Below are 21373 nucleotides of genomic sequence, written 5' to 3'. Positions count from 1 at the left end.
TGTCGTCGGACAAGGACGACCACGCCGCGCCCGCCACGGGCCCGTGACCTCACCGACCACACGTCCGGGGAAGAAGTAGCGCATGATCGACGGGGTGACCGACCTTCCGAAGCCGAGCGTTCCGATGTCGCCGCCGAGTCCCACCGCTATGCGACGGGCCCTGCGCCGAGCCCGCGACGGCGTCACGTTGAACGTCGACGAGGCCACCGTCCTGCTGCATGCCACCGGCGACGACCTCGTCGACCTGTGCGCGAGCGCCGCCAGGGTCCGCGATGCCGGGCTCGAATCGGCGGGTCGCCCACGCACGATCAGCTATTCGCGCAATGTGTTCATCCCCCTCACCAAGCTGTGCCGGGACAAGTGTCACTACTGCACGTTCGTCACCGTGCCCGGCAAGCTGCGCGCCGAGGGCAAGGGCATGTTCCTCGAACCCGACGAGGTCCTCGAGATCGCCCGCCAGGGCGCCGCGCTGGGGTGCAAGGAAGCGCTGTTCACCCTGGGCGACCGGCCGGAGGACCGCTGGCCGGAGGCGGCGCAGTGGCTCGACGAACGCGGCTACGACTCCACCCTCGACTACCTGCGCGCCGTCTCCATCCTCGTGCTCGAGGAGACCGGCCTGCTGCCGCACCTGAACCCCGGGGTGATGAGCTGGAACGAGATCTCCCGCCTCAAGCCCGTGGCCCAGTCCATGGGCATGATGCTCGAGACCACCGCCACCAGGCTGTTCACCGACAAGGGCGAGTGCCATTACGGCAGCCCCGACAAGGATCCCGCGGTCCGGCTGCGCTCGATCACCGACGCGGGCAGGCTCTCGGTGCCCTACACCACCGGCATCCTGGTCGGCATCGGCGAGAATCTCACCGAGCGCGCCGAGTCGATCATGGCGATTCGCAAGCAGCACAGGGAGTTCGGTCACATCCAGGAAGTGATCGTGCAGAACTTCCGGGCCAAGGACGACACCGCCATGCGCGACGTCCCCGACGCGGGCGTGGCGGAGTTCCTGGCCACCGTGGCGGTGACGAGATTGCTGCTCGGACCCGATGTTCCGGTACAGGCGCCGCCGAACCTGGTGTCGCACAGCGATTGCCTGGCCTTGATCGACGCGGGCATCGACGACTGGGGCGGGGTGTCGCCGGTGACGGTCGACCACGTGAACCCCGAACGGCCGTGGCCGAACCTGGACACTCTGCGCGAGATCACCGAGGCGGCCGGGTTCACCCTCGTCGAACGCACCTCCGCGCACCCGAAATACGTGCGCGCGGGACACCCGTGGATCGACCCGCGGATCGGCGCGCATGTCGACGCGCTCACCGACCCCGCGACCGGGCTGGCCAGGCCCGATGTGCTGCCGGTCGGCCTGCCGTGGCAGGAGCCGGACGAGTCGTGGGATTCGGTCGGCCGTGTCGACCTGAACACCGCCATCGACACCGAGGGCCGCAATACCGACAGTCGCAGCGATTCCGGGCTCGGCCAGGAAGTCGTCGGCGCGTTCGGCGACTGGGAGACGATCCGCGAACACGCTCGCGACCTGGCCGTCGTGGCGCCGGAGCGCCTCGATTCCGAGGTACTCGATGCCCTGCGCGCGGCCGAGAAGGACCCGGCGGGGCTCACCGACGACCAGTACCTCGCACTGGCGACGGCCGACGGCGCCAATATGGAAGCCGTTGCGGCACTGGCCGATTCGCTGCGCCGCGAGGTCTCCGGTGATGAGGTCACCTACGTCGTCAACCGCAATATCAACTTCACCAATATCTGCTACACCGGTTGCCGCTTCTGCGCCTTCGCCCAGCGCAAGGGCGATGCCGACGCCTTCACGCTCAGCACCGACGAGGTCGCCGATCGCGCGTGGGAGGCCCACGTCGACGGAGCCTCTGAGATCTGCATGCAGGGCGGCATCGACCCCGAGCTCCCCGTCACCGGCTACGCAGATCTGGTCCGCGCCATCAAGGCTCGCGTCCCGTCGATGCATGTCCACGCGTTCAGTCCGATGGAGATCGTCAACGGCGCCTCCCGTGGCGGCCAGAGCATCCACGACTGGCTGTCGGCGCTGAAGGAGGCCGGATTGGGCTCGATCCCCGGAACGGCCGCCGAAATCCTCGACGACGAGGTCCGCTGGGTGCTCACCAAGGGCAAACTCCCCACCTCCGCTTGGATCGAGGTCATCACCACCGCCCACAAACTGGGCATCCCCTCCAGCTCGACGATGATGTACGGCCATGTGGACAACCCGAAGCACTGGGTCGGCCACCTGCGGGTGCTGCGCGGCATCCAGGACGAGACCGGCGGCTTCACCGAGTTCGTCCCGCTGCCGTTCGTCCACCAGAGTGCGCCGCTGTACCTCGCCGGTGCTGCCCGGCCTGGTCCGACCAACCGGGACAACCGCGCGGTCCACGCCCTGGCCCGGATCATGCTGCACGGCCGCATCCACAACATTCAGACCAGCTGGGTGAAACTGGGTACCCTCGGTACTCAGGCCATGCTCACCGGCGGCGCCAACGATCTGGGTGGCACCTTGATGGAGGAGACCATCTCCCGGATGGCCGGCTCCCAGCACGGCTCGGCGAAAACCGTCGCCGAGCTGACCGAGATCGCGGCGGGCATCGACCGTCCGGTCCGCGAACGCACCACCACCTACGGACAGGTGGAAGCCAAACCGACACCACTGCCTTTGGCTATCGGATGATTGCCAGAGTGAGTTAGGGCAGGCTGACCTGGGAGTAATGTGGGCGGTCGGGATAGGGTTTCGTGGGCGGAGTAACCCCGCAGGTGAGGACAGACTAGGAGAACGGCAGTGCCGTACATCATCGCTGAACCGTGCGTTGACGTGAAGGACAAGGCGTGCATCGAGGAATGCCCCGTGGATTGCATCTACGAGGGCGGTCGCATGCTCTACATCCAACCCGACGAGTGCGTGGACTGTGGTGCGTGTGAGCCGGTCTGCCCCGTGGAAGCGATTTTCTACGAGGACGACACTCCGGACCAGTGGAGCGGTTACATCAACGCCAACGTCGACTTCTTCAACGAACTGGGATCCCCCGGTGGCGCGACCAAGGTCGGTGTGGTCGACTTCGACCCCGCCTTCATCAAGGCGCTGCCCCCGATGGCCGAAGAGTGAGCACAGGGGCGCCCACCCGTGGGCGTGTGAGCAGCCTGCTGCCTGATTTCCCGTGGGACACCATCGCGGCGGTCAAGCAGAAGGCGTCCACCCATCCGGGTGGACTCGTCGACCTGTCCGTGGGGACACCGGTGGACCCGGTCGATCCGCTGATCCGGGCGGCACTGGGTTCGGTGGCGGCTGTTCCCGGCTATCCGACCACGCACGGCACCCCTGAGCTTCGCTCCGCCGTCGTCGCGGCGTTCGCGCGCAGGTTCGGCGTCACCGGCGTCGACCCTGCGGCGGTGCTGCCGGTGCTCGGCACGAAGGAGCTCATCGCCGGGCTGCCTCGGCTGCTCGGCATCGGCTCCGCCGATCTGGTGGTGATCCCCGAGATCGCCTACCCGACCTACGAGGTCGGCGTGCTGCTGGCGGGCGCGAAGCCTTGGCGCGCAGACGGTCTCACCCAGATCGGCCCGCAGAACCCGGCGCTGATCTTCGTGAACTCACCCTCGAACCCCACCGGCAAGGTGCTGCCCGTCGAGCACCTGCGCAAGGTGGTGGCGTTCGCTCGCGAGCGCGGCGCGATCGTCGCCTCCGACGAGTGCTACCTGGGCCTGACCTGGGAGGGCGAGGCCGTATCGATCCTCGACCCGCGCGTCTGCGACGGCGACCACACCGGTCTGCTGGCCATCCACTCCCTGTCGAAGACCTCGAACCTGGCCAGCTACCGCGCCGGTTTCATCGCCGGTGACCCGGAACTGGTGGCCGAACTGCTCGAGGTGCGCAAGCACTCCGGCATGATCATGCCGTTCCCGATCCAGGCCGCGATGACCGCCGCGCTCAGCGACGACGTGCACGAGACCGAGCAGCGCGAGCGTTACCGCGCCCGCCGCGAAATCCTGCGAAACGCCTTGCTGCAGGCGGGTTTCCGCATCGACTTCTCCGAAGCCGGGCTGTACCTGTGGGCCACCCGCGGCGAACCCTGCCGCGTGACCCTCGACTGGCTCGCCGAACGCGGAATCCTCGCCGCCCCCGGCGATTTCTACGGTCCCCATTCGCCCGAGCACGTGCGTATCGCCCTCACCGCCACCGACGAGCGTATCGCCGAAGCGGCCGCCCGCCTGTCCTGAACGCGATCTCGGCGCGAACCCCTGCGGCTACCTGCCCAGGGGTTCGCGCCGTCTTACTTGCCGATATCGTGTGGAGCACAAGGGGACAGGATCGAGGGGACAACGGATGCACGGGGTGGGGTTCGGCGCCGGCACGGTCTTCGCGGGGTATCGGATCGACCGGTTGCTCGGCCGGGGCGGGATGGGCACGGTGTATCTCGCGGCGCATCCGCGCCTGCCGCGGCAGGTGGCGCTGAAACTGCTCAATCGCGAACTGTATGCCGACGACGAGGTACGCGGCCGGTTCGAGCGCGAGGCGGATGTGTCCGCCCATCTCGATCATCCCGGCATCGTGTCGGTGCTCGATCGCGGTATCGAAGACGGTCTGATGTGGATCTCCATGCAGTACGTCGACGGCCGCGACGCCTCGGCGTTCCGCGGGGAGCCGTTGGCTCCGGCGCGGGCGGTCGGCATCGTTTCCCAGACCGCCGAAGCCCTCGACTACGCCCACGATCGCGGCGTGCTGCACCGAGATGTGAAGCCCGCCAATATCTTGCTGGGCCCCAGCCGCTCCGGCGACCGCGTGCTGCTCACCGACTTCGGCATCGCCCGACTCCGCGGCGATGCCCGCCAACTCACCCGCACCGGCGCTTTCCTCGCGACCCTGGCCTACGCGTCCCCTGAACAACTCTCGGGTGCACCGGTCGATCATCGCTCCGATCAGTACTCGCTCGGCTGTACGTTGTTCACTCTGCTCACCGGCGAAAGTCCCTTTCCCGCCGACAATCCCGGCGCGGTGGTCGCCGCCCACCTGACCAAGCCGGTACCTCGCGCGTCCGCGGTGGTCGGGGACCTGCCGTCCGGAATCGACACGGTCATAGCCAGGGCGATGGCGAAGGCGCCGGACGAAAGATTCGACAGCTGCGAGGAATTCGCGCGCGCGGCGACAGTGGCCTTGGTCGGTGCGGGTTCCGCGTCGCAGGGCATAGGCGGTTCCCCCTCGCCCCGTACTGGGGAAGCCACCCGTGGGGCGAGTAGGTCGGCCGTTTCGGCTGGGGCGTCATTCGGCCGTGAACACCTGCCGACGAATTCCGGCGAGAGTTCGCTGAACCCGACTCTGGTGAGTTCGCCGTCGTACTCCGTTCCGCGACCGGCCACAGTGCATGGTGGTGGAAGGGAAGCGGTTTCGTCGCGGTGGCGGGCACTCGCGGTGAGTCTGCTCGTGCTGGCGATGGTCGCCGGGGTCGGCGTCATCGGTGTCGGAGCGATCTACTGGAAGTTCTTGCGGCCCAACCGAGTTCCACCGCCGCCTACCTGGGGCGCACATGGGTCGGTGGCATCTGGGTTCACCGACTTGATCCCGTCGGGGCCCACCGGGCGCGGCTGGCGCGAGGCGAATTGTTCGGCGACCCCGTCGCTGGTCGTGCTGCCGGGTGACCCGGCGCCGCTGCGGCAGATCAGCTGCACCGATTCCGACGGACTCATCGCCTGGTACACCGAGTACCCGGATGCCGCCGATGTCGATGCCTATCTCCTGCGGCACACCACCGAGGACCGCACGCGCGAACTGCACCACACCAGCCTGGCCGCCTACCGGCCACGCGACCCCGCCGCGCCGTTCACGCTCGCGGCCAGGGAGCGCGGCAATGTGTTCAGCGCGAACTCGGTGGTGGAGGTGTCGTGGCCGGGTCACTCCTTCGAGGAGACCCGCGACAACTGGTGGCAGCAAGCACCCTTCTGATCAGTACGCGCCGGCCAGGCGAAGGATCAGCGCGGGCAGGGCGTCGAGCACGTCGGCGGACTGGTCGGCCGGTGCGCCGTAGGTGTGCGCGGCGACCGAGAAGCCGGGCCCGAAGGACGCGGATGCCACCTCGGGAGCGCCCACATCCGACCATCCCCACTTGCTGCCCTGCACGCCGGGGAGCTGGGCGGTGCCCCAGTTCTGGGGAGTGCCGTCGGCGGCGGTATTGCTCGCACCCGCCATCCACTCGAAGATCGGCGAACCGGCGTCGGTGCGCTGCTTGGCGGCCAGGAATTCGGTGATGTCGGCGGTGCTGGTGCTCGACCGGCCCCAGTCTGCGGTGCCGTGCGTCGCGCGCAATCCGTATTCGCCCGCGGTCGCGTCGATCGCTTGCGGATATTTGTCGGCGAGTCGGGTGGCGGCGCCGTCGTCGGAGTCACGGATCATCCGTTCCGACAGCGCGCGGTCCTCCGGCGAGCCGTCGCCGTGGCGCAGCGCGTAATCGGCGATGTAGAGCTTGGACATCGACAGCGCCGCCCGCGATTCGTGCTCGTTGGCTGTGCCCCAGGCGAATCCGCCCGGCATCCGCAGCGACATCGCGGTTCGCGGCGGCACCGTCGACGGGTCCTCGTCGGCGCGGGCGGCGGGCGCGGCCACCATGAGGCCGACGGCGACCGCCGCCGCACACCACGTCACAGTTCGAATGCTCACGAACGTCCTCCGATTCCGCGCGACGGCGTTGCGATCGTGGGGAATGAAACCCGAACGCCGCAGGTCGGCGTGGGAGGCGCGCGGTACGACCGATCAGATCAGCGGCTTGCCGCGCCGGTGGCGGCGACGCATGTCGACGAGGGTGACATTGAAGGGGAAGTTGCGGAGGGGGCGCGGCAGGCGGCCCGTCACATTGCCGGTGGTGCGCATCAGGCGGTGGAGTTTGCGCTCGTCGGCAGGGCTCCACGACAGGCCGAGTTCGTCTCGGAGGTGCTGGGGGAGCAGGCCGGTGGTGAACCAGCGGTGGAAGCGGGCGAAGGGTGGGCGCAGGATCGGGTGGAGCATCTTCAGGTCGAGCAGGTCGTCGAAGTAGGCCTTGACCGTGGCGTCGACGCTGGTGAGCTTCAGATGCTCGGACCAGTAGGCATCGAAGGCGGCGCGGTCGGCGGGCCACATCTCGCGGGGCACCTGGAGGGTGGTGCCGAGGTAATGGGCGTAGTCGTAGAAGGTGTCGGCGATGACATCGTCGACGGGGCCGTAGAGACGATCCATCACGTCGACCGAGCCCCAGTACAGACACGCGGCCACCCACAGCTGCAGGTTCTTGTCGAAGGCGTTGTACTTCACGGGGCTGTCGGCGGTGGAGTGGACCTGGCGGTGCGCGCCGTTGACGGCGGTGCGGTAGGCCGCGCGGTCGGCGTCGGTGCCCATCAGCGCGACCGACAGGTAGGTGAGCGTGGTTCGGGTGCGCTTGATCGGGTGCACCATGATGCTGCCGCTGTGGACCTGCGATTCCGCGACGCCGTGGCCCACGGGCGCCAGGCTGAGCTGCATGATCACATTGGCGGTCGCGCCGTAGAAGGCAGCGGAGCCGTCGACGTAGTCGCGGATGTCGAATTGTGCCGGTTCGGATTGCTGCGAACGCGAGCGCGACTGGATGGTCATCGTTGACCCCGTTTTCGTCGAAGAGAGCGTGAGAGAATTATACGTTGAATCTCGCATCATGTCACCGGGGTGTCAACGACAGCGGCGGCGGCACGCGCGGAACCTCGTCGCGTTAGCGTTGACGGATGCCCTATGGTCCGCCGCTGCTGCTCGCTTCGTTGAATCCGGCCGCCGTCGCCGCCGGGGATGACATTCCCGACGCCGTCACCATCGATGATGCCACCGTGTCGCGCAGTGATCTGCTGGGTTCGGCGACATCGGTGGCGGAACGGATCGCTCGTGCCGACCGCGTCGCGGTGCTGGCCGAACCGACCCTGCGCACCGTGATCGCCGTGGTCGGTTGCCTGATCGCCGGTGTCACCGTGGTTCCGGTGCCGCCTGACTCCGGCGTCGCCGAGCGCGAGCACATTCTGCGCGATTCGGGTGCGCAGGCCTGGCTGGGTCCGGCCCCGGAGAGCACGGATCTGCCGGTGGTGCCGGTGCGGCTGCACGCGCGGTCGTGGCATACCTATCCCGAACCCGATCCGGCGGCGATCGCCTTCATCCTCTACACCTCGGGAACCACCGGGGCGCCCAAGGGCGTGATGCTCAGCCGCGGCGCGATCGCCGCCGGGCTCGACGCGCTGGCCGAGGCGTGGGCATGGACATGGAAAGACACACTGGTGCACGGGCTTCCGCTGTTCCACGTGCACGGGCTGATCCTCGGGCTACTCGGGCCGCTGCGCGTCGGTAGTCCCGTGATCCACACCGGCAAGCCGACGCCCGAGGCATACGCGGCGGCGGGCGGCAGTCTGTACTTCGGCGTGCCGACGGTGTGGTCGCGCGTGGTCGAGAAGCCTGAACTGGCCAAGGAATTGGGGAAGGCGCGGCTGCTCGTCTCGGGCAGTGCGCCGCTGCCGGTGCCGGTGTTCGAGAAGCTGGCCGAACTCACCGGGCAGGCACCGGTGGAGCGGTACGGGATGAGCGAAACCATGATCACGCTGTCCACCCGGGCCGACGGTGAGCGCAGGCCCGGCTGGGTCGGCACACCGGTGCGAGGGGTGGAAACGAGGCTGCGGGACGAAGGCGGCGAGCCCGTTCCGCATGACGGTGTGAGTATCGGTGGCCTGCAGGTTCGTGGACCGATGCTGTTCGACGGCTACCTGAATCGGCCGGAGGCCACCGCGCGGGACTGGACCGAGGACGGCTGGTTCCGCACCGGTGACGTGGCTGTCATCGATGCCGACGGGTTCCATCGGATCGTCGGGCGCGAGTCGATCGATCTCATCAAATCCGGCGGCTACCGGATCGGTGCGGGGGAGATCGAGACCGCGCTGCTCGGGCATCCGGCGGTCGGTGAGGTCGCCGTGGTCGGGCTGCCCGATGACGATCTCGGGCAGCGGATCGTGGCCTTCGTCGTCGCGCGTGACGGGAGTTCCGACGCGCTCGGTGTCGAGCTGACCGCCTATGTGGGCGAACAGCTTTCGGCGCACAAGCGCCCGCGTGAGGTCCGCTTCGTCGACGCGCTCCCGCGCAACGCGATGGGCAAGGTGCAGAAGAAGCTGCTGGACTGAGATTCACTCGGTCCGTTCGGTGCTCCCGCGAGCGCTCATTCGCCGGATCGGTCCGATCAACGCGTGGTAGATCGGCCGAACAACGCGTCCCGGCAGGTAGCGATGGCGCTCCTCTTCCCAGACGCGCGCCCTGCGGTGTGCCGCCAGCGGTGACCACTTGTCCGGGTCGATGGGCTGCGAAGTGTGGAATTCGATGCGGCACAGGTGTTTCGTGTTGACGAACCCGTACTGACCGGGACTGACCAGCCGAATCGGAGCGCCGTGATCGCTGGTGAGCGGCTGCCCGTCGAGCCGATCGGCGATGAGCACGTCATCGGCCAGTGCGTCCTCGAGCATTGCGATCGACTGGAACCCGTCGAGACCTTCGAAAACGACATGGCTGATCGAAATGCCCGGCGAGAGAATCGGTTCGACGCGCGTGTGGAAGAACGCGGCAAACGGGATGCCCTCCCACCGCAGGTCGGTAGCAGACCACCCGGCCACGCAGTGGAAGTCGGCCTTCACCTCCACTCGCGGTAGCTGGGCGAGGTCGGTCATGGCGAGAGCGAACGGTTGGGTCAGCTCACCACCGACCTCGATCACCGGGTTCGCGGGAATCGGCGGCGGTGGGTGATGCAGGTGGGTGCCGAAGCGGGGAAAGCCGTCGATCGCGCGTTGACCGGGGGGAAGTGTCATGCCGAACCTCCAGTTATACGGTGCCGTATAACTGGCAGCGTAGCGCGCGGACAGCGCGAGGTCGAGAGGCGGTGCGCGGCGATCCCTTGACCTCGACAGCGCTCGAGGTTTTAACGTCGAGGCATGAGCACAACGCTGACACCGGAACACCTCGCGTACCTGTCGACCCAGCAGCTCGGGCGGTTGGCGACCGTCCGCCCCGACGGCACCCCACAGAACAACCCGGTCGGCTTCCGCTACAACGCCGAACTCGGCACCATCGACATCGCGGGCTGGAACATGGCCGCCTCCAAGAAGTTCCGCAATCTCGCCGACAACGCTCAGGTGGCCTTCGTCGTCGACGACATCGCCTCGGTGCGGCCGTGGCAGGTGCGCTGCCTCGAGATCCGGGGCACCGCCGAGGCGCTGACCGGCGTCGAGTCCTACATCGGTGATCAGCCCGACGCGCTCATCCGGATCCACCCCGAGCGGATCATCGCCTTCGGCCTCATTCCGGAATCCGCACAGCACTGAGCTTTTCGGGGTTGCGCATGGAGTAGATCGCGGTGACCCGGCCATCGGTGACCTCGATGGAGGTCACCTGGTCGAGCACGCCGTCGACGGTCGCCAGGATCGTGGGCATCGCGTTGTAGATGCCCAGGTGCGCGCCGAGCACGCCGAGCCGCTGCCCCTTGGCAAGCAAGCCGATGACGAGCCTGGCCACCTTGTCCTGGCCGCGTACCGGCCTGCGCACCGCGTTCACCACGCCGCCGCCGTCACCGAGGAACACCACCTCGGGAGCGAGCACGTCCATCAGTGCTTGCACATTGCCGGTGGCAGCCGCGATCGAGAACTTCTCGACCACCGACTGGGCCTCGGCGGGAGTGGCGACGGCGGTGTGGCGTGCGGCGTGCACCCGGTTGCGGGCGCGCTGGTTCAGTTGCCGCACAGCGGCTTCGGATTTGTCCACCGCCGCCGCGATCTCCGGATAATCGAACGCGAACACCTCGCGCAGCACGAACACCGCCCGCTGCACCGGCGTGAGCGTTTCCAGCACGAGCAGCATCGCGGTGGTCACCGCCTCGCCGGTGAGGACGTGCTCGACCCCGCCGTCCGCCTCGGTGGCCAGTGGTTCGGGCAGCCACGGGCCGATGTAGTCCTCACGTCTGCGGGCGGCGGACCGCAGCACGCCGAGCGCCTGACGGGTGACGATCTGCGCGAGGTAGGCGCGCGGGTTCTCGATCAGCGCGAGGTCGACCTCGCGCCAGCGCAGGTAGCTGTCGTGCAGGACGTCCTCGGTGTCGACGACCGAGCCGAGGATCTCGTAGGCGATCGAGAACAGCAGCCGCCGGTTCTCGGTGAAGGTGTCGACGTGGGCCTGGATCACCGTTTCGGACCGCTGAGCCACACGCTGTTGCCGGTGCGCGAGGCGTAGGCGGCATAGCGGCTGATGCGTTCCTTGGTGAACGAGGCGAGGGATCCGCCGAGGTACAACCGCCGGGCGATGTCGTTGCGGTCGGTCGTCTGCACCAGCCCGTCATGCCTGCCCAGGCTCATTCCCTGCCCGCTGTAGCCCAGCGAAAACGGCCGCGGCTCCCGTCCTTTGCTCATCCTGGCCAGCGTATCGGCCGCGTGTGCGCCCTGGGGAGCGGCAGTGGCGCAGGACATGCGCATGCCGGGCACCGCCGCGCAGTCGCCGACGACGAAGACGCGAGGATCGGTCACGCTACGCAGGTCGGCGTCGACCAGGGCGCGGCCGTCGATGTCCACCGCGAGTCCGCTGCGAGCGGCCAGTTCCGGCACCGCGGAGATGATCGCCCAGAGGGTGAGATCGGAATCGAGTTCGGTGCCCGAACGCAGGCGCAGGGTCGTCGCATCGATCTCGGCGACCCGATCGGACACGATCTCCACGTTCAATCGGGCCAGCGTGTTCCGGATATGCCGTTGCGCGCCGGCGGAGAGCCAGTCGGCGACCGTGTCGCTCACCAGTCGTACACGCAGGTCGGGACGGGCTTCGGCGATCTCGGCCGTGGTCTCGATCCCGGTCAGCCCACCACCGATCACCGTGACGATCCCGCCGGCGGGCAGCGCCGCGAGCGCGATGCGCGCCTGTTCGGCGCCTTCCCACGTACCGACCGCGATCGCGCCGGGCAGTGGGTTCGCGATGCTGCCCGCCGCGAGGATCGCGTGGTCGAAGGTCAGGCTCCGGCCGTTGTCGAGGGCGACAGTGCCGTCGCCGATCTTGTCCACGCTCGCGGTCTCGACCGTGATCGCTTTTCTGAGCATCTCGGCGAGCGGTCGGGCCGCGACGCCGCTGCCCGCGATCTGCTCGTGCAACCGCACCCGCTCGATGAAGTCGCCGCGCGGATTGACCACAGTGATCCGCGCGTCGGGAACCTTCTTGTTCAGTCGATTCGCCGCGACAGTCCCGGCGTAGCCCGCTCCGATAACCACGATGTCCATCTGTGCCTCCTGCCATGGGAACTGAGGTGTTCGACCATGGGATGCGGGCAGACGCCGGTGTGTGACGGTGATCCCCACCACAGCGGAAAGGCCCCGTACTCCGCAGAAGTACGAGGCCTTTCCCTATCGTGATGTCAGATCAGGGCTGACCGGTGAAGAACGCGGTCACGGCATCCAGGAACTCCTGGCCGCCCATCAGGTAGCCGCCGATGACCATTCCGGCCGGGATGGTGACGATCCACAGGAACGGGAAGAACGCGCCGATGACGCCGCCGACGACGACGCCGGGCAGGTTCTTGTTGACCTGCTCGACGAGCCGGTCGTAGGAGCTGATGTCCTTCAGTTCCGCGATGTTGCTCAGCTTCGCGGAATCCTCGGGCGCCATGGTGGAGGTCAGCTTGACGGTGCGGCCGTCCTCACTGATCTGTTGGTTCACGGCGATCGGCAGGCCGGCGACCTCGGAGCGCAGTGGCGCCTGGTCGACGGTCACGCCGTCGGCGGTCTTCAGCAGCACCGAGGCGCCGTCGGCGGCGACCTCGAACTTGCCGTTGTCGACTGCCCAGGTGACGGTCTTGTCCGCCGGGGACACCGTGGTCTGGTAGTTGATTCCGTGCGTCACGCCAGAAGTCACGCCCCCCGAAGCCACTACAGCGGGCTGTTCGGTGGCCACCGCGGGCGCACCGTGGGCAGTGGCAGCGGTAATCCCCACCGCGGCGACCGCCAGGAAAACAGCAGTAGTGATCTTTCCGAACTTCATTCTTGAATCCCTCCGCTTTTTCGCTGTCCTGATCGGAGCAGCGAAACGAAGGTTAGCGCGCGAATTCACTTGTCGCACATTCGGCTTCATCTTCATGAAACCGCAATATTTGCTGAATTGTGACTGATGAGAAGAATTGCCGGGCCGTTCGGCCCGGCAATTCGACCGATCAATCGTTGGCGTGCAATGCGGCGTTCAGTTCCACGCCGGTGCCCTTGCGCGCGACGACCTCGACGGCGCCGGTGGTGGAATTGCGACGGAACAGCAGGTTGTTCTGACCGGACAGGCTCGCGGCCTTGACGACGGTGCCGTCGGGTCCGGTGACCTTGGTGCCCGCGGTGACGTAGAGGCCCGCCTCGATCACGCAGTCGTTGCCGAGCGAGATGCCGACGCCCGCATTCGCGCCGAGTAGCGAACGCTCGCCGACCGAGATGACCTGGGTGCCGCCGCCGGACAGGGTGCCCATGATGGAAGCGCCGCCGCCCACATCGGAACCGTCGCCGACCACGACACCCGCCGAGATGCGACCTTCGACCATCGAATTGCCGAGTGTGCCCGCGTTGAAGTTGACGAAGCCCTCGTGCATGACGGTGGTGCCCGCGGCGAGGTGCGCGCCGAGGCGGACCCGGTCGGCGTCACCGATGCGCACGCCGGAGGGGATCACGTAGTCGACCAGGCGGGGGAACTTGTCGACGCTGAGCACCGTCACCGGGCCGCGGGCGCGCAGCTTCAGCCGGGTCTGCTCGAAACCCTCGACCGCGCACGGGCCGTGGTTGGTCCACACGACATTGCTGAGCAGGCCGAACTGGCCGTCGAGGTTCAGGCCGTGCGGCTGGACCAGACGGTGCGAGAGCAGGTGCAGGCGCAGGTAGACCTCGTGCGCGTCGACCGGGGCGGCCGACAGATCCGCGATGGTGGTGCGCACCGCGATCACCTCGACCCCACGCGCCGCGTCCACGCCGAGGAGCTCGGCGAACTCGGGCACCTCGGCGGCGTCTAGGCGCTGGGAGCCGGTCTCGGTGAACTCGCCCAGCGCGGGGCTGGGGTACCAGGTATCGAGGACGGTTCCGTCCGAGGTCACATTGGCGATACCGACTGCAGTTGCTCCCTGAATACTCACGGAGGCTATTTTGCCCGTTCCGGCCGGTGCGGTGTGCCGCGGGCCCTGTGCGTTGGACCACGCGGTCGGCTTCGCCCGGATCCGGGGTTCGAGGGCTCGGCCGTACTACTGTCGAGATGTGACTCTCGATTTGCGTGCCGATCCCATCCAGTTGACCGCCGCCCTCGTCGACGTACCGAGTGTGTCGCGCGACGAGGCCAAGATCGCGGACCTGGTCGAGCAGGCGATCCGGGAGCAGACCACAGGGTTCGAAGTGCTACGGCACGGCAATGTGGTGCTGGCGCGCACGCAGCGCGGATTGCCGACGCGGGTAATTCTGGCGGGCCACCTCGATACGGTGCCGATCGCGAACAATGTGCCGAGCCGACCGGATCGCGTCGACGGCGAAGCGGTGCTGTTCGGTTGTGGCACAGTCGATATGAAATCCGGCGACGCGGTATTCCTACATCTGGCCGCCACGATCGCCGACCCGGCCCATGATTTGACGCTGATCTTCTACGACGGCGAGGAGATCGCCGCGGAGTTCAACGGACTCGGACATATCGAGCGGGAATTGCCGGAATGGCTCGAAGGCGACTTGGCGATTCTCGGTGAACCGTCGGCGGGTTGGATCGAGGCGGGGTGCCAGGGCACCTTGCGGGTGCGATTGACCACCTCGGGTGTGCGCGCGCACTCCGCACGGGCATGGCTGGGGGAGAACGCGATTCACGGTCTCGCTCCGGTGCTGGCGCGGTTGTCGGCCTACGAGGCGCGCGAGGTCGATATCGACGGTTGTGTGTACCGCGAGGGTCTGTCGGCCGTGCGGGTCTCGGGCGGGGTCGCGGGCAATGTGGTGCCCGATGTCGCCGAGGTGGATGTGAACTTCCGTTTCGCCCCCGACCGCACCGTCGAGCAGGCGGTGGCGCATGTCCACGAGGTCTTCGACGGACTCGACGTCGCCTTCGAGGTCACCGACTCCTCGCCGGGAGCCCTGCCCGGTCTGACCGCGCCCGCCGCCCGCACCCTCATCGACTCCGTCAACGCCCACGGTGGCGGCGGCGTGCGCGCCAAGTACGGCTGGACCGACGTGTCCCGCTTCGCCGCCCGCGGCATCCCCGCCGTGAACTTCGGCCCCGGCGACCCCAACCTCGCCCACAAGCGCGACGAGCACGTCCCGCTCAGCCAGATCACCGCCGTCACCGCGATGCTGCGCACCTACCTGTCCAAGCCGTAGTCGAGACGCCCGTCGAGGTTCGCGCTCACCAACCGTTGGTGAACAGGGCGGCCAAGCCGGGGACCGGGTTCGACGCGTTGGTGGTGTTGGCTACCGCGACGACGACCATGACCAACGCGAACAGTGCCGAGAGGGTGCCGAACCAGGCGAGGACGCGGCGGGAGCGGCGGTCGGGGGACCGGGCGGATGTGCGCCACAGAAGTGCGCACGCCCCGAGCAGGAGAACGGCTGTGACGGCGGCGAGCGCGGCCATCGCCACGTGGTAGCGAGCGAATTCGTCGATCATCACCTCCAGCGGGGGGATCCGGGTGCCGTCGGCCAACCGGCGGTCGACCTGGGTGATGACCTCGGTCGGGGCGGAGTCCTCGCCCAGCAACATCGGCAACAGCGACGCGAAGGGCGTCACCGCGCCCTGCGCATTGGCCAGTACCAGCACCAGCGAGCACAGCGCGAGCACGGCGGCCAGACCACCGGACACCGCGAGACCCACCCGTGTGCCCACCGCGGCCTGGCCCGCCGCCATGAACGCCCGCCAGAGCTTCACGGTGAGCGTGACGAGCACAGCCAGCAGAATCGCGGCGAGTACCGCTTTGACGAGGTGGTAGCGGTACCAGTAGTCGACCACCTTCGCCAGATCGGCGGTGAACTCCCGGTTCCCGGCCTGCCAATACTCGACGAAGGCCGTGCGGAACGCTCGTCGAAGATCGTTCTCGTCGCTGAAGCCGACCTCGACGCTGTTCGCCAGCAGGCGTGGAGCGACAACGAACGCGGCGATCAGCGCACCGGCCATGGCGACGAGTACGACGAGCACGCGACCGGAATGTGTCGCGGCGGCAGGGGACACAGGAAATCCTTCGGCTCGATCGAGGACGCGGATGGCCGTGGCCCGGCCGATCTAGAAGTGCGCGCCCGTGACCGGAATCCAACACAGTAGGTTGGGGTCATGTCTACCGATTCCGCTGATGAACAGGTTGGGAAGGTCAAACCGAAGTTCCGTGGTCCGGTGATGTTCCGCCGGGAGCGCAAGCCCGGTGTGCGGACCGCCGACCGGAACCTGCTCGATACGCGGCAGGACAGCGACTGGGTGCACACCGATCCGTGGCGGGTACTGCGGATCCAGGCCGAGTTCGTCGAGGGTTTCGGCGCGCTCGCGGAGATCCCGCCCGCGGTGACGGTATTCGGCTCGGCGCGTACGGGTCCCGACCACCCCGAGTACGTGGCGGGCCGGGAGATCGGCGCGGCGCTCAGTCGGGCGGGCTTCGCGGTGATCACCGGCGGCGGGCCCGGCGCGATGGAAGCGGCCAACCGTGGTTGCTCGGAAGGGGGCGGCTATTCGATCGGGCTCGGGATCGAGCTGCCGTTCGAGCAGGGGCTCAACGAGTGGGTGGATCTGGGGATCAACTTCCGGTACTTCTTCGTCCGCAAGACGATGTTCGTGAAGTACTCCCAGGCCTTCGTCTGCCTGCCCGGCGGTTTCGGGACCCTGGACGAGCTGTTCGAGGCGCTCACCCTCGTGCAGACCCGCAAGATCACCCGCTTCCCGATCATTCTGTTCGGCACCGCCTACTGGTCCGGCCTCGTCGACTGGCTGCGCAGCTCCCTGGCCGGCTCGGGCAAGATCTCGCCCGAGGATCTCGACCTGATCCAGCTCACCGACAGCGTCGACGAGGTCGTGCGGATCATCCAGGGCGAAACCGGCGGCCACGCGAACATCGAGCGTCTCGGCACCGAGGATCAATGGTGAGCTATTCCGTCTGTGTCTACTGCTCCGCCAGCACCACCGATCCCGACCTGATCAGCCTCGCCGCGCGCGTCGGCACCGAGATCGCGCGTCGCGGTTGGCAATTGGTCTCCGGTGGTGGTCATGTGTCGATGATGGGCGCGGTCGCCACCGCGGCCAGGGCCGGTGGCGCGCACACCATCGGCGTGATCCCGAAACATCTGGTGCACAAGGAAGTCGCCGATGTCGACGCCGACGAACTGCTCGTCACCGACACGATGCGCCAGCGCAAGCAGCTGATGGAAGCGCGCGCGGACGCGTTCCTCACCCTGCCGGGCGGCATCGGGACCCTCGAGGAACTGTTCGAGACCTGGACCGGCGGCTACCTCGGTGAACACACCAAACCCGTTGTCCTGCTGAACGCGAACGGCTTCTACGACGGCCTGTTCCACTGGATCGACGAACTGTCCGAGCGCACCATTGTGCCGAGGGCAGCACGTGACCGACTCATCGTGGCCACCGACCTGCCCACCGCGTTCGCCGCGCTGGAACCGGCCGCGCCCGCACAGTAGGAGAGATCGACGTGAGCAATGACGCGCGCGACACGGTAAGCGTGTTCGACCTGGCCAAAGCCCTGCCCGCCATGGCGCTCGACGCTCCCGGCATGCTGCGCAACGCGCGCGGAATGCTGGTGGGGCCCAAGGACAAAGCCTCCATCGGGCTGTATTTCCAGCGGGTCGCACACCGCAGGCCCGACCGGGTGTTCCTGCGTTTCGAAGGTCGTTCCTACACCTACCGTGCCGCCAACAGCGAGGTGAACCGTTACGCCGCAGTGCTGTCCGCGCGCGGGGTGACGCGCGGCGACGTGGTCGGCGTACTGATGACCAACCGGCCCGAAACCCTGTTCACGGTGCTGGCCGTGCTCAAGCTCGGCGCCACTGTGGGGTTGCTCAACTACAACCAGCGAGATCAGGTGCTGGCACACAGCATCGGGCTGCTGGGCAGCGTGCTCAATGTCGTCGGCGCGGAGTGCGCCGAGGCGCTGGATTCGCTGCCCGAGCCGGCGGAGAACGTGCTCACCGCCGAGGAGCTGGCCGAGTCGGCCCGCACCGCGACCGATTCCGACCCCGCCACGTGCGCGCGGGTCCGGGCCGGGGAACGGGCGTTCCTCATCTTCACCTCCGGCACGACAGGTCTGCCCAAGGCCAGCGTGATGACCCATCAGCGCTGGACCAAGAGCATGTCCGGGCTCGGCGGGCTCGGCGTCCGGTTGCGTGCCGACGACGCCCTGTACTGCTGCCTGCCGCTCTATCACAACAACGCGCTCACGGTCGCGCTGTCGGCCGTGCTCGCGGGCGAATCGACCTATGTGCTCAGCCGCAAGTTCTCGGCGTCGGGGTTCTGGGACGAGATCGCGCGCGAGCGGGCCACCGCGTTCATCTACATCGGCGAGCTGTGCCGCTACCTGATCAACCAGCCGGTGCGGTCCGGCGAGAAGGGCAACCGGGTCCGGCTGGCCGTCGGCAACGGGTTGCGGCCCGAACTGTGGGACGAGTTCCGTCGCCGGTTCGGGATCGGCCGGGTGGTCGAGTTCTACGGGTCGAGCGAGGCGCCGCTGGCGTTCGTCAACGCGTTCGGCGTCGACCGGACCGCCGGACTGTGCCCGCTGCCGTACGCGGTCGTCGAGTACGACGACGAGACCGGCCACGCGCGGCGCGGTCGCGATGGGAAGCTGCGCCGGGTGCGGTCGGGCGGGGTGGGGCTGCTGCTGGCGAAGGTGAACAACCGTCAGCCGTTCGACGGCTACACCGATAAGAAGGCGTCGGAATCCAAGCTGGTGCGCGACGGCTTCAAGAAGGGCGACTGCTGGTTCGACACCGGCGACCTCGTCCGCGATCAGCATTTCTGGCACATCGCGTTTGTCGACCGGCTCGGCGACACCTTCCGGTGGAAAGGCGAGAACGTGGCGACCACGGAGGTCGAGGGTGCCCTCGGGCACGACGAGCGCGTCGATCAGGCCGTTGTCTACGGCGTCGACATTCCCGGCACCGACGGAAAAGCGGGCATGGCGGCCATCACGCTGGCCGACGACGCCTCGTTCGACGGGAAGGCCCTTGCCGCGACCGCCTACCAGCGACTGCCTTTATACGCGGTCCCGCTGTACGTGCGCGTGGTCGCCGAACTGGAGCAGACCTCGACCTTCAAGAGCCGGAAGGTGGAATTGCGTAAGCAGGGGTACGCACCCGACGCGGACGGTCAGCTGTATGTGCTGTCCGGTCCGACAGATGGCTACATCCCGGCTTACGACGGATACGCCGATGACGTCGCCGCCGGTCGAGCCCCGCGCTAGCAAGGTAACGTCTGATTTCGCATGAACATCGGTAACTCGTCGGGTACGCCCGGACCCCGACCAGAGAACGAACCGCCTGCCCGGAGCACAAGCAGTCGCGGTCCCGAGTCGTCGGCGGAAATCCCGGGCAGGCGTTACGAGCGCACCTTCTGTGGGCGCGAGGTGGCGACGGATCGCGCGTTGGTGATGGCGATCGTGAATCGCACACCGGACTCGTTCTACGACCGTGGCGCCACCTTCAGCGACGAGGCCGCGATGGAACGCGTCTCGCGCGCGGTCGACGAGGGCGCCGATCTGGTCGACATCGGCGGGGTGAAGGCGGGGCCGGGAGTCACCGTCGACGCGGCCGAGGAAGCGCAGCGGGTGGTGCCGTTCGTCGCGGCGATCCGGGCGAAGTATCCGGACCTGTTGATCAGTGTGGATACCTGGCGAGGTGACGTCGCGCGGGCCGCTGTCGCCGTGGGTGCCGACCTGATCAACGACACCTGGGCCGGCGCCGACCCCGATCTCGTGCACGTCGCCGCCGAAACGGGCGCGGGCATCGTGTGCAGCCACACCGGCGGCGCCGTGCCGCGCACCCGCCCGCATCGTGTTCGCTATGCCGATGTGGTGGCCGAGGTGACCGCCACCGTCGTCGCCGCGGCCGAGAATGCCGCGTCCGCGGGCGTGCGAGCCGATGGCATCGTGATCGATCCCACTCATGATTTCGGCAAAAACACCTATCACGGGCTCGAGTTGTTGCGCGGAATCGACGGTCTTGTAAATACCGGATGGCCAGTGCTGATGGCACTGAGCAACAAGGATTTTATCGGGGAGACTCTAGGGGTAGATCTTACCGAAAGGGTCGAGGGCACACTGGCGGCAACCGCATGGTCGGCCGCCGCGGGCGCTCGGATCTTCCGGGTTCACGAAGTCGCCGAAACCCGACGGGTCGTGGACATGATCGCCGCGATCCAGGGCATCCGGCCCCCCGCACGAACTCTGCGAGGTCTGGCATGAAAATCCAACACCGCGAGCCCGCCTGGGCCACTACCCACACATGGGACACCCCTGAATGGACGGTCGGCGAGCTCGTCGCCGCCAAGGAGGGCCGCACCGTTTCGGTGGTGCTGCCCGCGCTGAACGAACAGGACACCGTCGCCGCGGTCGTGGCCAGTATCCGGCCGCTGCTCGGCACGCTCGTCGACGAACTGATCGTGCTGGACTCCGGGTCCACCGACGCCACCGCCGAACGCGCACGCGCGGCGGGCGCCGAGGTGATCTCACGCGAGGAAGCCGTTCCCGAACTCGAACCGGTCCCCGGCAAGGGCGAGGTGCTGTGGCGGTCGCTGGCGGTCACCACGGGCGATCTGATCGCCTTCGTCGACTCCGACCTGATCGACCCCGACCCCGACTTCGTGCCCAAGCTCCTCGGCCCGCTGCTGATGATGCAGGGCACGCACCTGTCCAAGGCCTATTACCGCCGCCCGCTGCGGCAGGGCGAGTCCGTGGACGCGAACGGCGGCGGGCGAGTCACCGAACTCGTCGCCCGTCCGCTGCTGGCCGCCCTTCGCCCCGAACTGGTGCAGGTGCTCCAGCCGCTCGGCGGCGAATACGCGGGCACCCGCGAACTCCTCACCGCGGTCCCGTTCGCTCCCGGCTACGGCGTGGAGATCGGCCTGCTCCTCGACACCTACGACCACATGGGCATGGACGCCATCACCCAGGTGAACCTGGGCGTGCGCACCCACCGCAACCGCCCGCTGTCCGACCTGGGTGTGATGAGCCGCCAGATCCTCGGCACCGCTCTGCGCCGCAGCGGAGTCCCCGACTCGGGCGCTCCGCTGACCCAGTTCCCGTTGATCGAAGGCGAATTCATCGCCCATTCCACCGCGGTCTCGCTCGAAGACCGACCGCCGATGAAAACCCTTCGGCCCGAACAAGTCGCGGCATAGTCGTCC

The 21373-nt window shown here is 67.8% G+C and carries 20 protein-coding genes; 12 read left to right on the top strand and 8 right to left on the bottom strand.

Annotation, left to right across the window (positions count from 1 at the left end; genetic code table 11):
- The first annotated feature begins 82 nt into the window (after positions 1–82).
- From OHS03_RS23105 to OHS03_RS23090, 4 genes are all read left to right on the top strand, one after another.
- Positions 83–2683 (top strand): bifunctional FO biosynthesis protein CofGH, encoded by a 2601-nt coding sequence (locus tag OHS03_RS23105; RefSeq protein ID WP_328656966.1) that lies wholly within the window; start codon positions 83–85, stop codon positions 2681–2683.
- A 108-nt stretch (positions 2684–2791) separates the two neighbouring features.
- Positions 2792–3115, top strand: coding sequence for a ferredoxin (gene fdxA, locus OHS03_RS23100; protein ID WP_056813450.1), 324 nt, complete (start codon positions 2792–2794; stop codon positions 3113–3115).
- A gap of 26 nt (positions 3116–3141) precedes the next feature.
- Positions 3142–4227, top strand: coding sequence for a succinyldiaminopimelate transaminase (dapC, locus tag OHS03_RS23095; RefSeq protein ID WP_328656965.1), 1086 nt, complete (start codon positions 3142–3144; stop codon positions 4225–4227).
- A gap of 106 nt (positions 4228–4333) precedes the next feature.
- A complete protein-coding gene (locus tag OHS03_RS23090) occupies positions 4334–5947 on the top strand; it encodes a serine/threonine-protein kinase (protein ID WP_328656963.1) in 1614 nt (537 codons plus the stop codon).
- Here the strand turns inward: OHS03_RS23090 and OHS03_RS23085 are convergent, their stop codons facing one another.
- Positions 5948–6658 carry a hypothetical protein gene (locus OHS03_RS23085; RefSeq protein WP_328656961.1) on the bottom strand — a complete coding sequence of 237 codons (711 nt, stop codon included), beginning with the start codon at positions 6656–6658 and terminating at the stop codon, positions 5948–5950.
- 93 nt (positions 6659–6751) lie between these two features.
- Positions 6752–7603, bottom strand: coding sequence for an oxygenase MpaB family protein (locus OHS03_RS23080; protein WP_328656959.1), 852 nt, complete (start codon positions 7601–7603; stop codon positions 6752–6754).
- A 125-nt stretch (positions 7604–7728) separates the two neighbouring features.
- Here OHS03_RS23080 and OHS03_RS23075 point away from each other — a divergent pair, with 125 nt between their 5' ends.
- Positions 7729–9156 carry an acyl-CoA synthetase gene (locus OHS03_RS23075; protein WP_328656957.1) on the top strand — a complete coding sequence of 476 codons (1428 nt, stop codon included), beginning with the start codon at positions 7729–7731 and terminating at the stop codon, positions 9154–9156.
- A gap of 3 nt (positions 9157–9159) precedes the next feature.
- On the opposite strand, the gene OHS03_RS23070 is transcribed toward OHS03_RS23075, so the two are convergent.
- On the bottom strand, positions 9160–9831 hold the full coding sequence (locus OHS03_RS23070; protein WP_328656955.1) for a molybdopterin-dependent oxidoreductase: 672 nt from the start codon (positions 9829–9831) through the stop codon (positions 9160–9162).
- Positions 9832–9954: 123 nt separating this feature from the next.
- On the opposite strand from OHS03_RS23070, the gene OHS03_RS23065 reads away from it, so the two are divergent.
- Entirely contained in the window at positions 9955–10344 is a 390-nt protein-coding gene (locus OHS03_RS23065) for a PPOX class F420-dependent oxidoreductase (protein WP_328656953.1), read from the top strand.
- On the opposite strand, the gene OHS03_RS23060 is transcribed toward OHS03_RS23065, so the two are convergent.
- The 4 genes from OHS03_RS23060 to dapD form a co-directional block, all read right to left on the bottom strand.
- Positions 10319–11197: an RNA polymerase sigma-70 factor gene (locus OHS03_RS23060; protein WP_328656951.1), complete on the bottom strand. Its 879-nt coding sequence runs from the start codon at positions 11195–11197 to the stop codon at positions 10319–10321. The genes OHS03_RS23065 and OHS03_RS23060 overlap by 26 nt on opposite strands.
- Positions 11194–12273 (bottom strand): NAD(P)/FAD-dependent oxidoreductase, encoded by a 1080-nt coding sequence (locus OHS03_RS23055; protein ID WP_328656948.1) that lies wholly within the window; start codon positions 12271–12273, stop codon positions 11194–11196. Before OHS03_RS23055 ends, OHS03_RS23060 begins: the two co-directional genes overlap by 4 nt.
- Before the next feature lie 139 nt (positions 12274–12412).
- On the bottom strand, positions 12413–13030 hold the full coding sequence (locus OHS03_RS23050; RefSeq protein WP_328656947.1) for a DUF8020 domain-containing protein: 618 nt from the start codon (positions 13028–13030) through the stop codon (positions 12413–12415).
- Between the two features lie 169 nt (positions 13031–13199).
- Complete coding sequence (dapD, locus tag OHS03_RS23045; protein WP_328656944.1) at positions 13200–14150, bottom strand: 2,3,4,5-tetrahydropyridine-2,6-dicarboxylate N-succinyltransferase; 951 nt, start codon at positions 14148–14150, stop codon at positions 13200–13202.
- Between the two features lie 118 nt (positions 14151–14268).
- Here dapD and dapE point away from each other — a divergent pair, with 118 nt between their 5' ends.
- Positions 14269–15363, top strand: a complete 1095-nt coding sequence (dapE, locus tag OHS03_RS23040) for a succinyl-diaminopimelate desuccinylase (RefSeq protein ID WP_328656942.1) — start codon at positions 14269–14271, stop codon at positions 15361–15363.
- A gap of 25 nt (positions 15364–15388) precedes the next feature.
- Here dapE and OHS03_RS23035 read toward each other — a convergent pair whose 3' ends face one another.
- Entirely contained in the window at positions 15389–16207 is an 819-nt protein-coding gene (locus OHS03_RS23035) for a hypothetical protein (protein WP_328656940.1), read from the bottom strand.
- A 99-nt stretch (positions 16208–16306) separates the two neighbouring features.
- On the opposite strand from OHS03_RS23035, the gene OHS03_RS23030 reads away from it, so the two are divergent.
- Genes OHS03_RS23030 through OHS03_RS23010 form a run of 5 tightly spaced genes read left to right on the top strand, consistent with a single transcriptional unit; the run spans position 16307 to position 21367 of the window.
- On the top strand, positions 16307–17107 hold the full coding sequence (locus tag OHS03_RS23030; RefSeq protein WP_063056375.1) for an LOG family protein: 801 nt from the start codon (positions 16307–16309) through the stop codon (positions 17105–17107).
- Positions 17101–17655: an LOG family protein gene (locus tag OHS03_RS23025; protein ID WP_056813417.1), complete on the top strand. Its 555-nt coding sequence runs from the start codon at positions 17101–17103 to the stop codon at positions 17653–17655. The genes OHS03_RS23030 and OHS03_RS23025 overlap by 7 nt, the downstream gene beginning before the upstream one ends.
- Before the next feature lie 11 nt (positions 17656–17666).
- A complete protein-coding gene (locus tag OHS03_RS23020; RefSeq protein ID WP_328656938.1) occupies positions 17667–19433 on the top strand; it encodes a long-chain-acyl-CoA synthetase in 1767 nt (588 codons plus the stop codon).
- Between the two features lie 21 nt (positions 19434–19454).
- Entirely contained in the window at positions 19455–20432 is a 978-nt protein-coding gene (folP, locus tag OHS03_RS23015; RefSeq protein WP_407942405.1) for a dihydropteroate synthase, read from the top strand.
- Entirely contained in the window at positions 20429–21367 is a 939-nt protein-coding gene (locus OHS03_RS23010) for a glucosyl-3-phosphoglycerate synthase (RefSeq protein ID WP_328656936.1), read from the top strand. Before folP ends, OHS03_RS23010 begins: the two co-directional genes overlap by 4 nt.
- Positions 21368–21373: the final 6 nt, after the last annotated feature.

Source organism: Nocardia salmonicida (assembly GCF_036142455.1).
GTDB classification, from domain to species: domain Bacteria; phylum Actinomycetota; class Actinomycetes; order Mycobacteriales; family Mycobacteriaceae; genus Nocardia; species Nocardia salmonicida.
The sequence above is the reverse complement of the archived record's forward strand: the minus strand, read 5'-3'. Positions and strand labels throughout refer to the sequence as shown.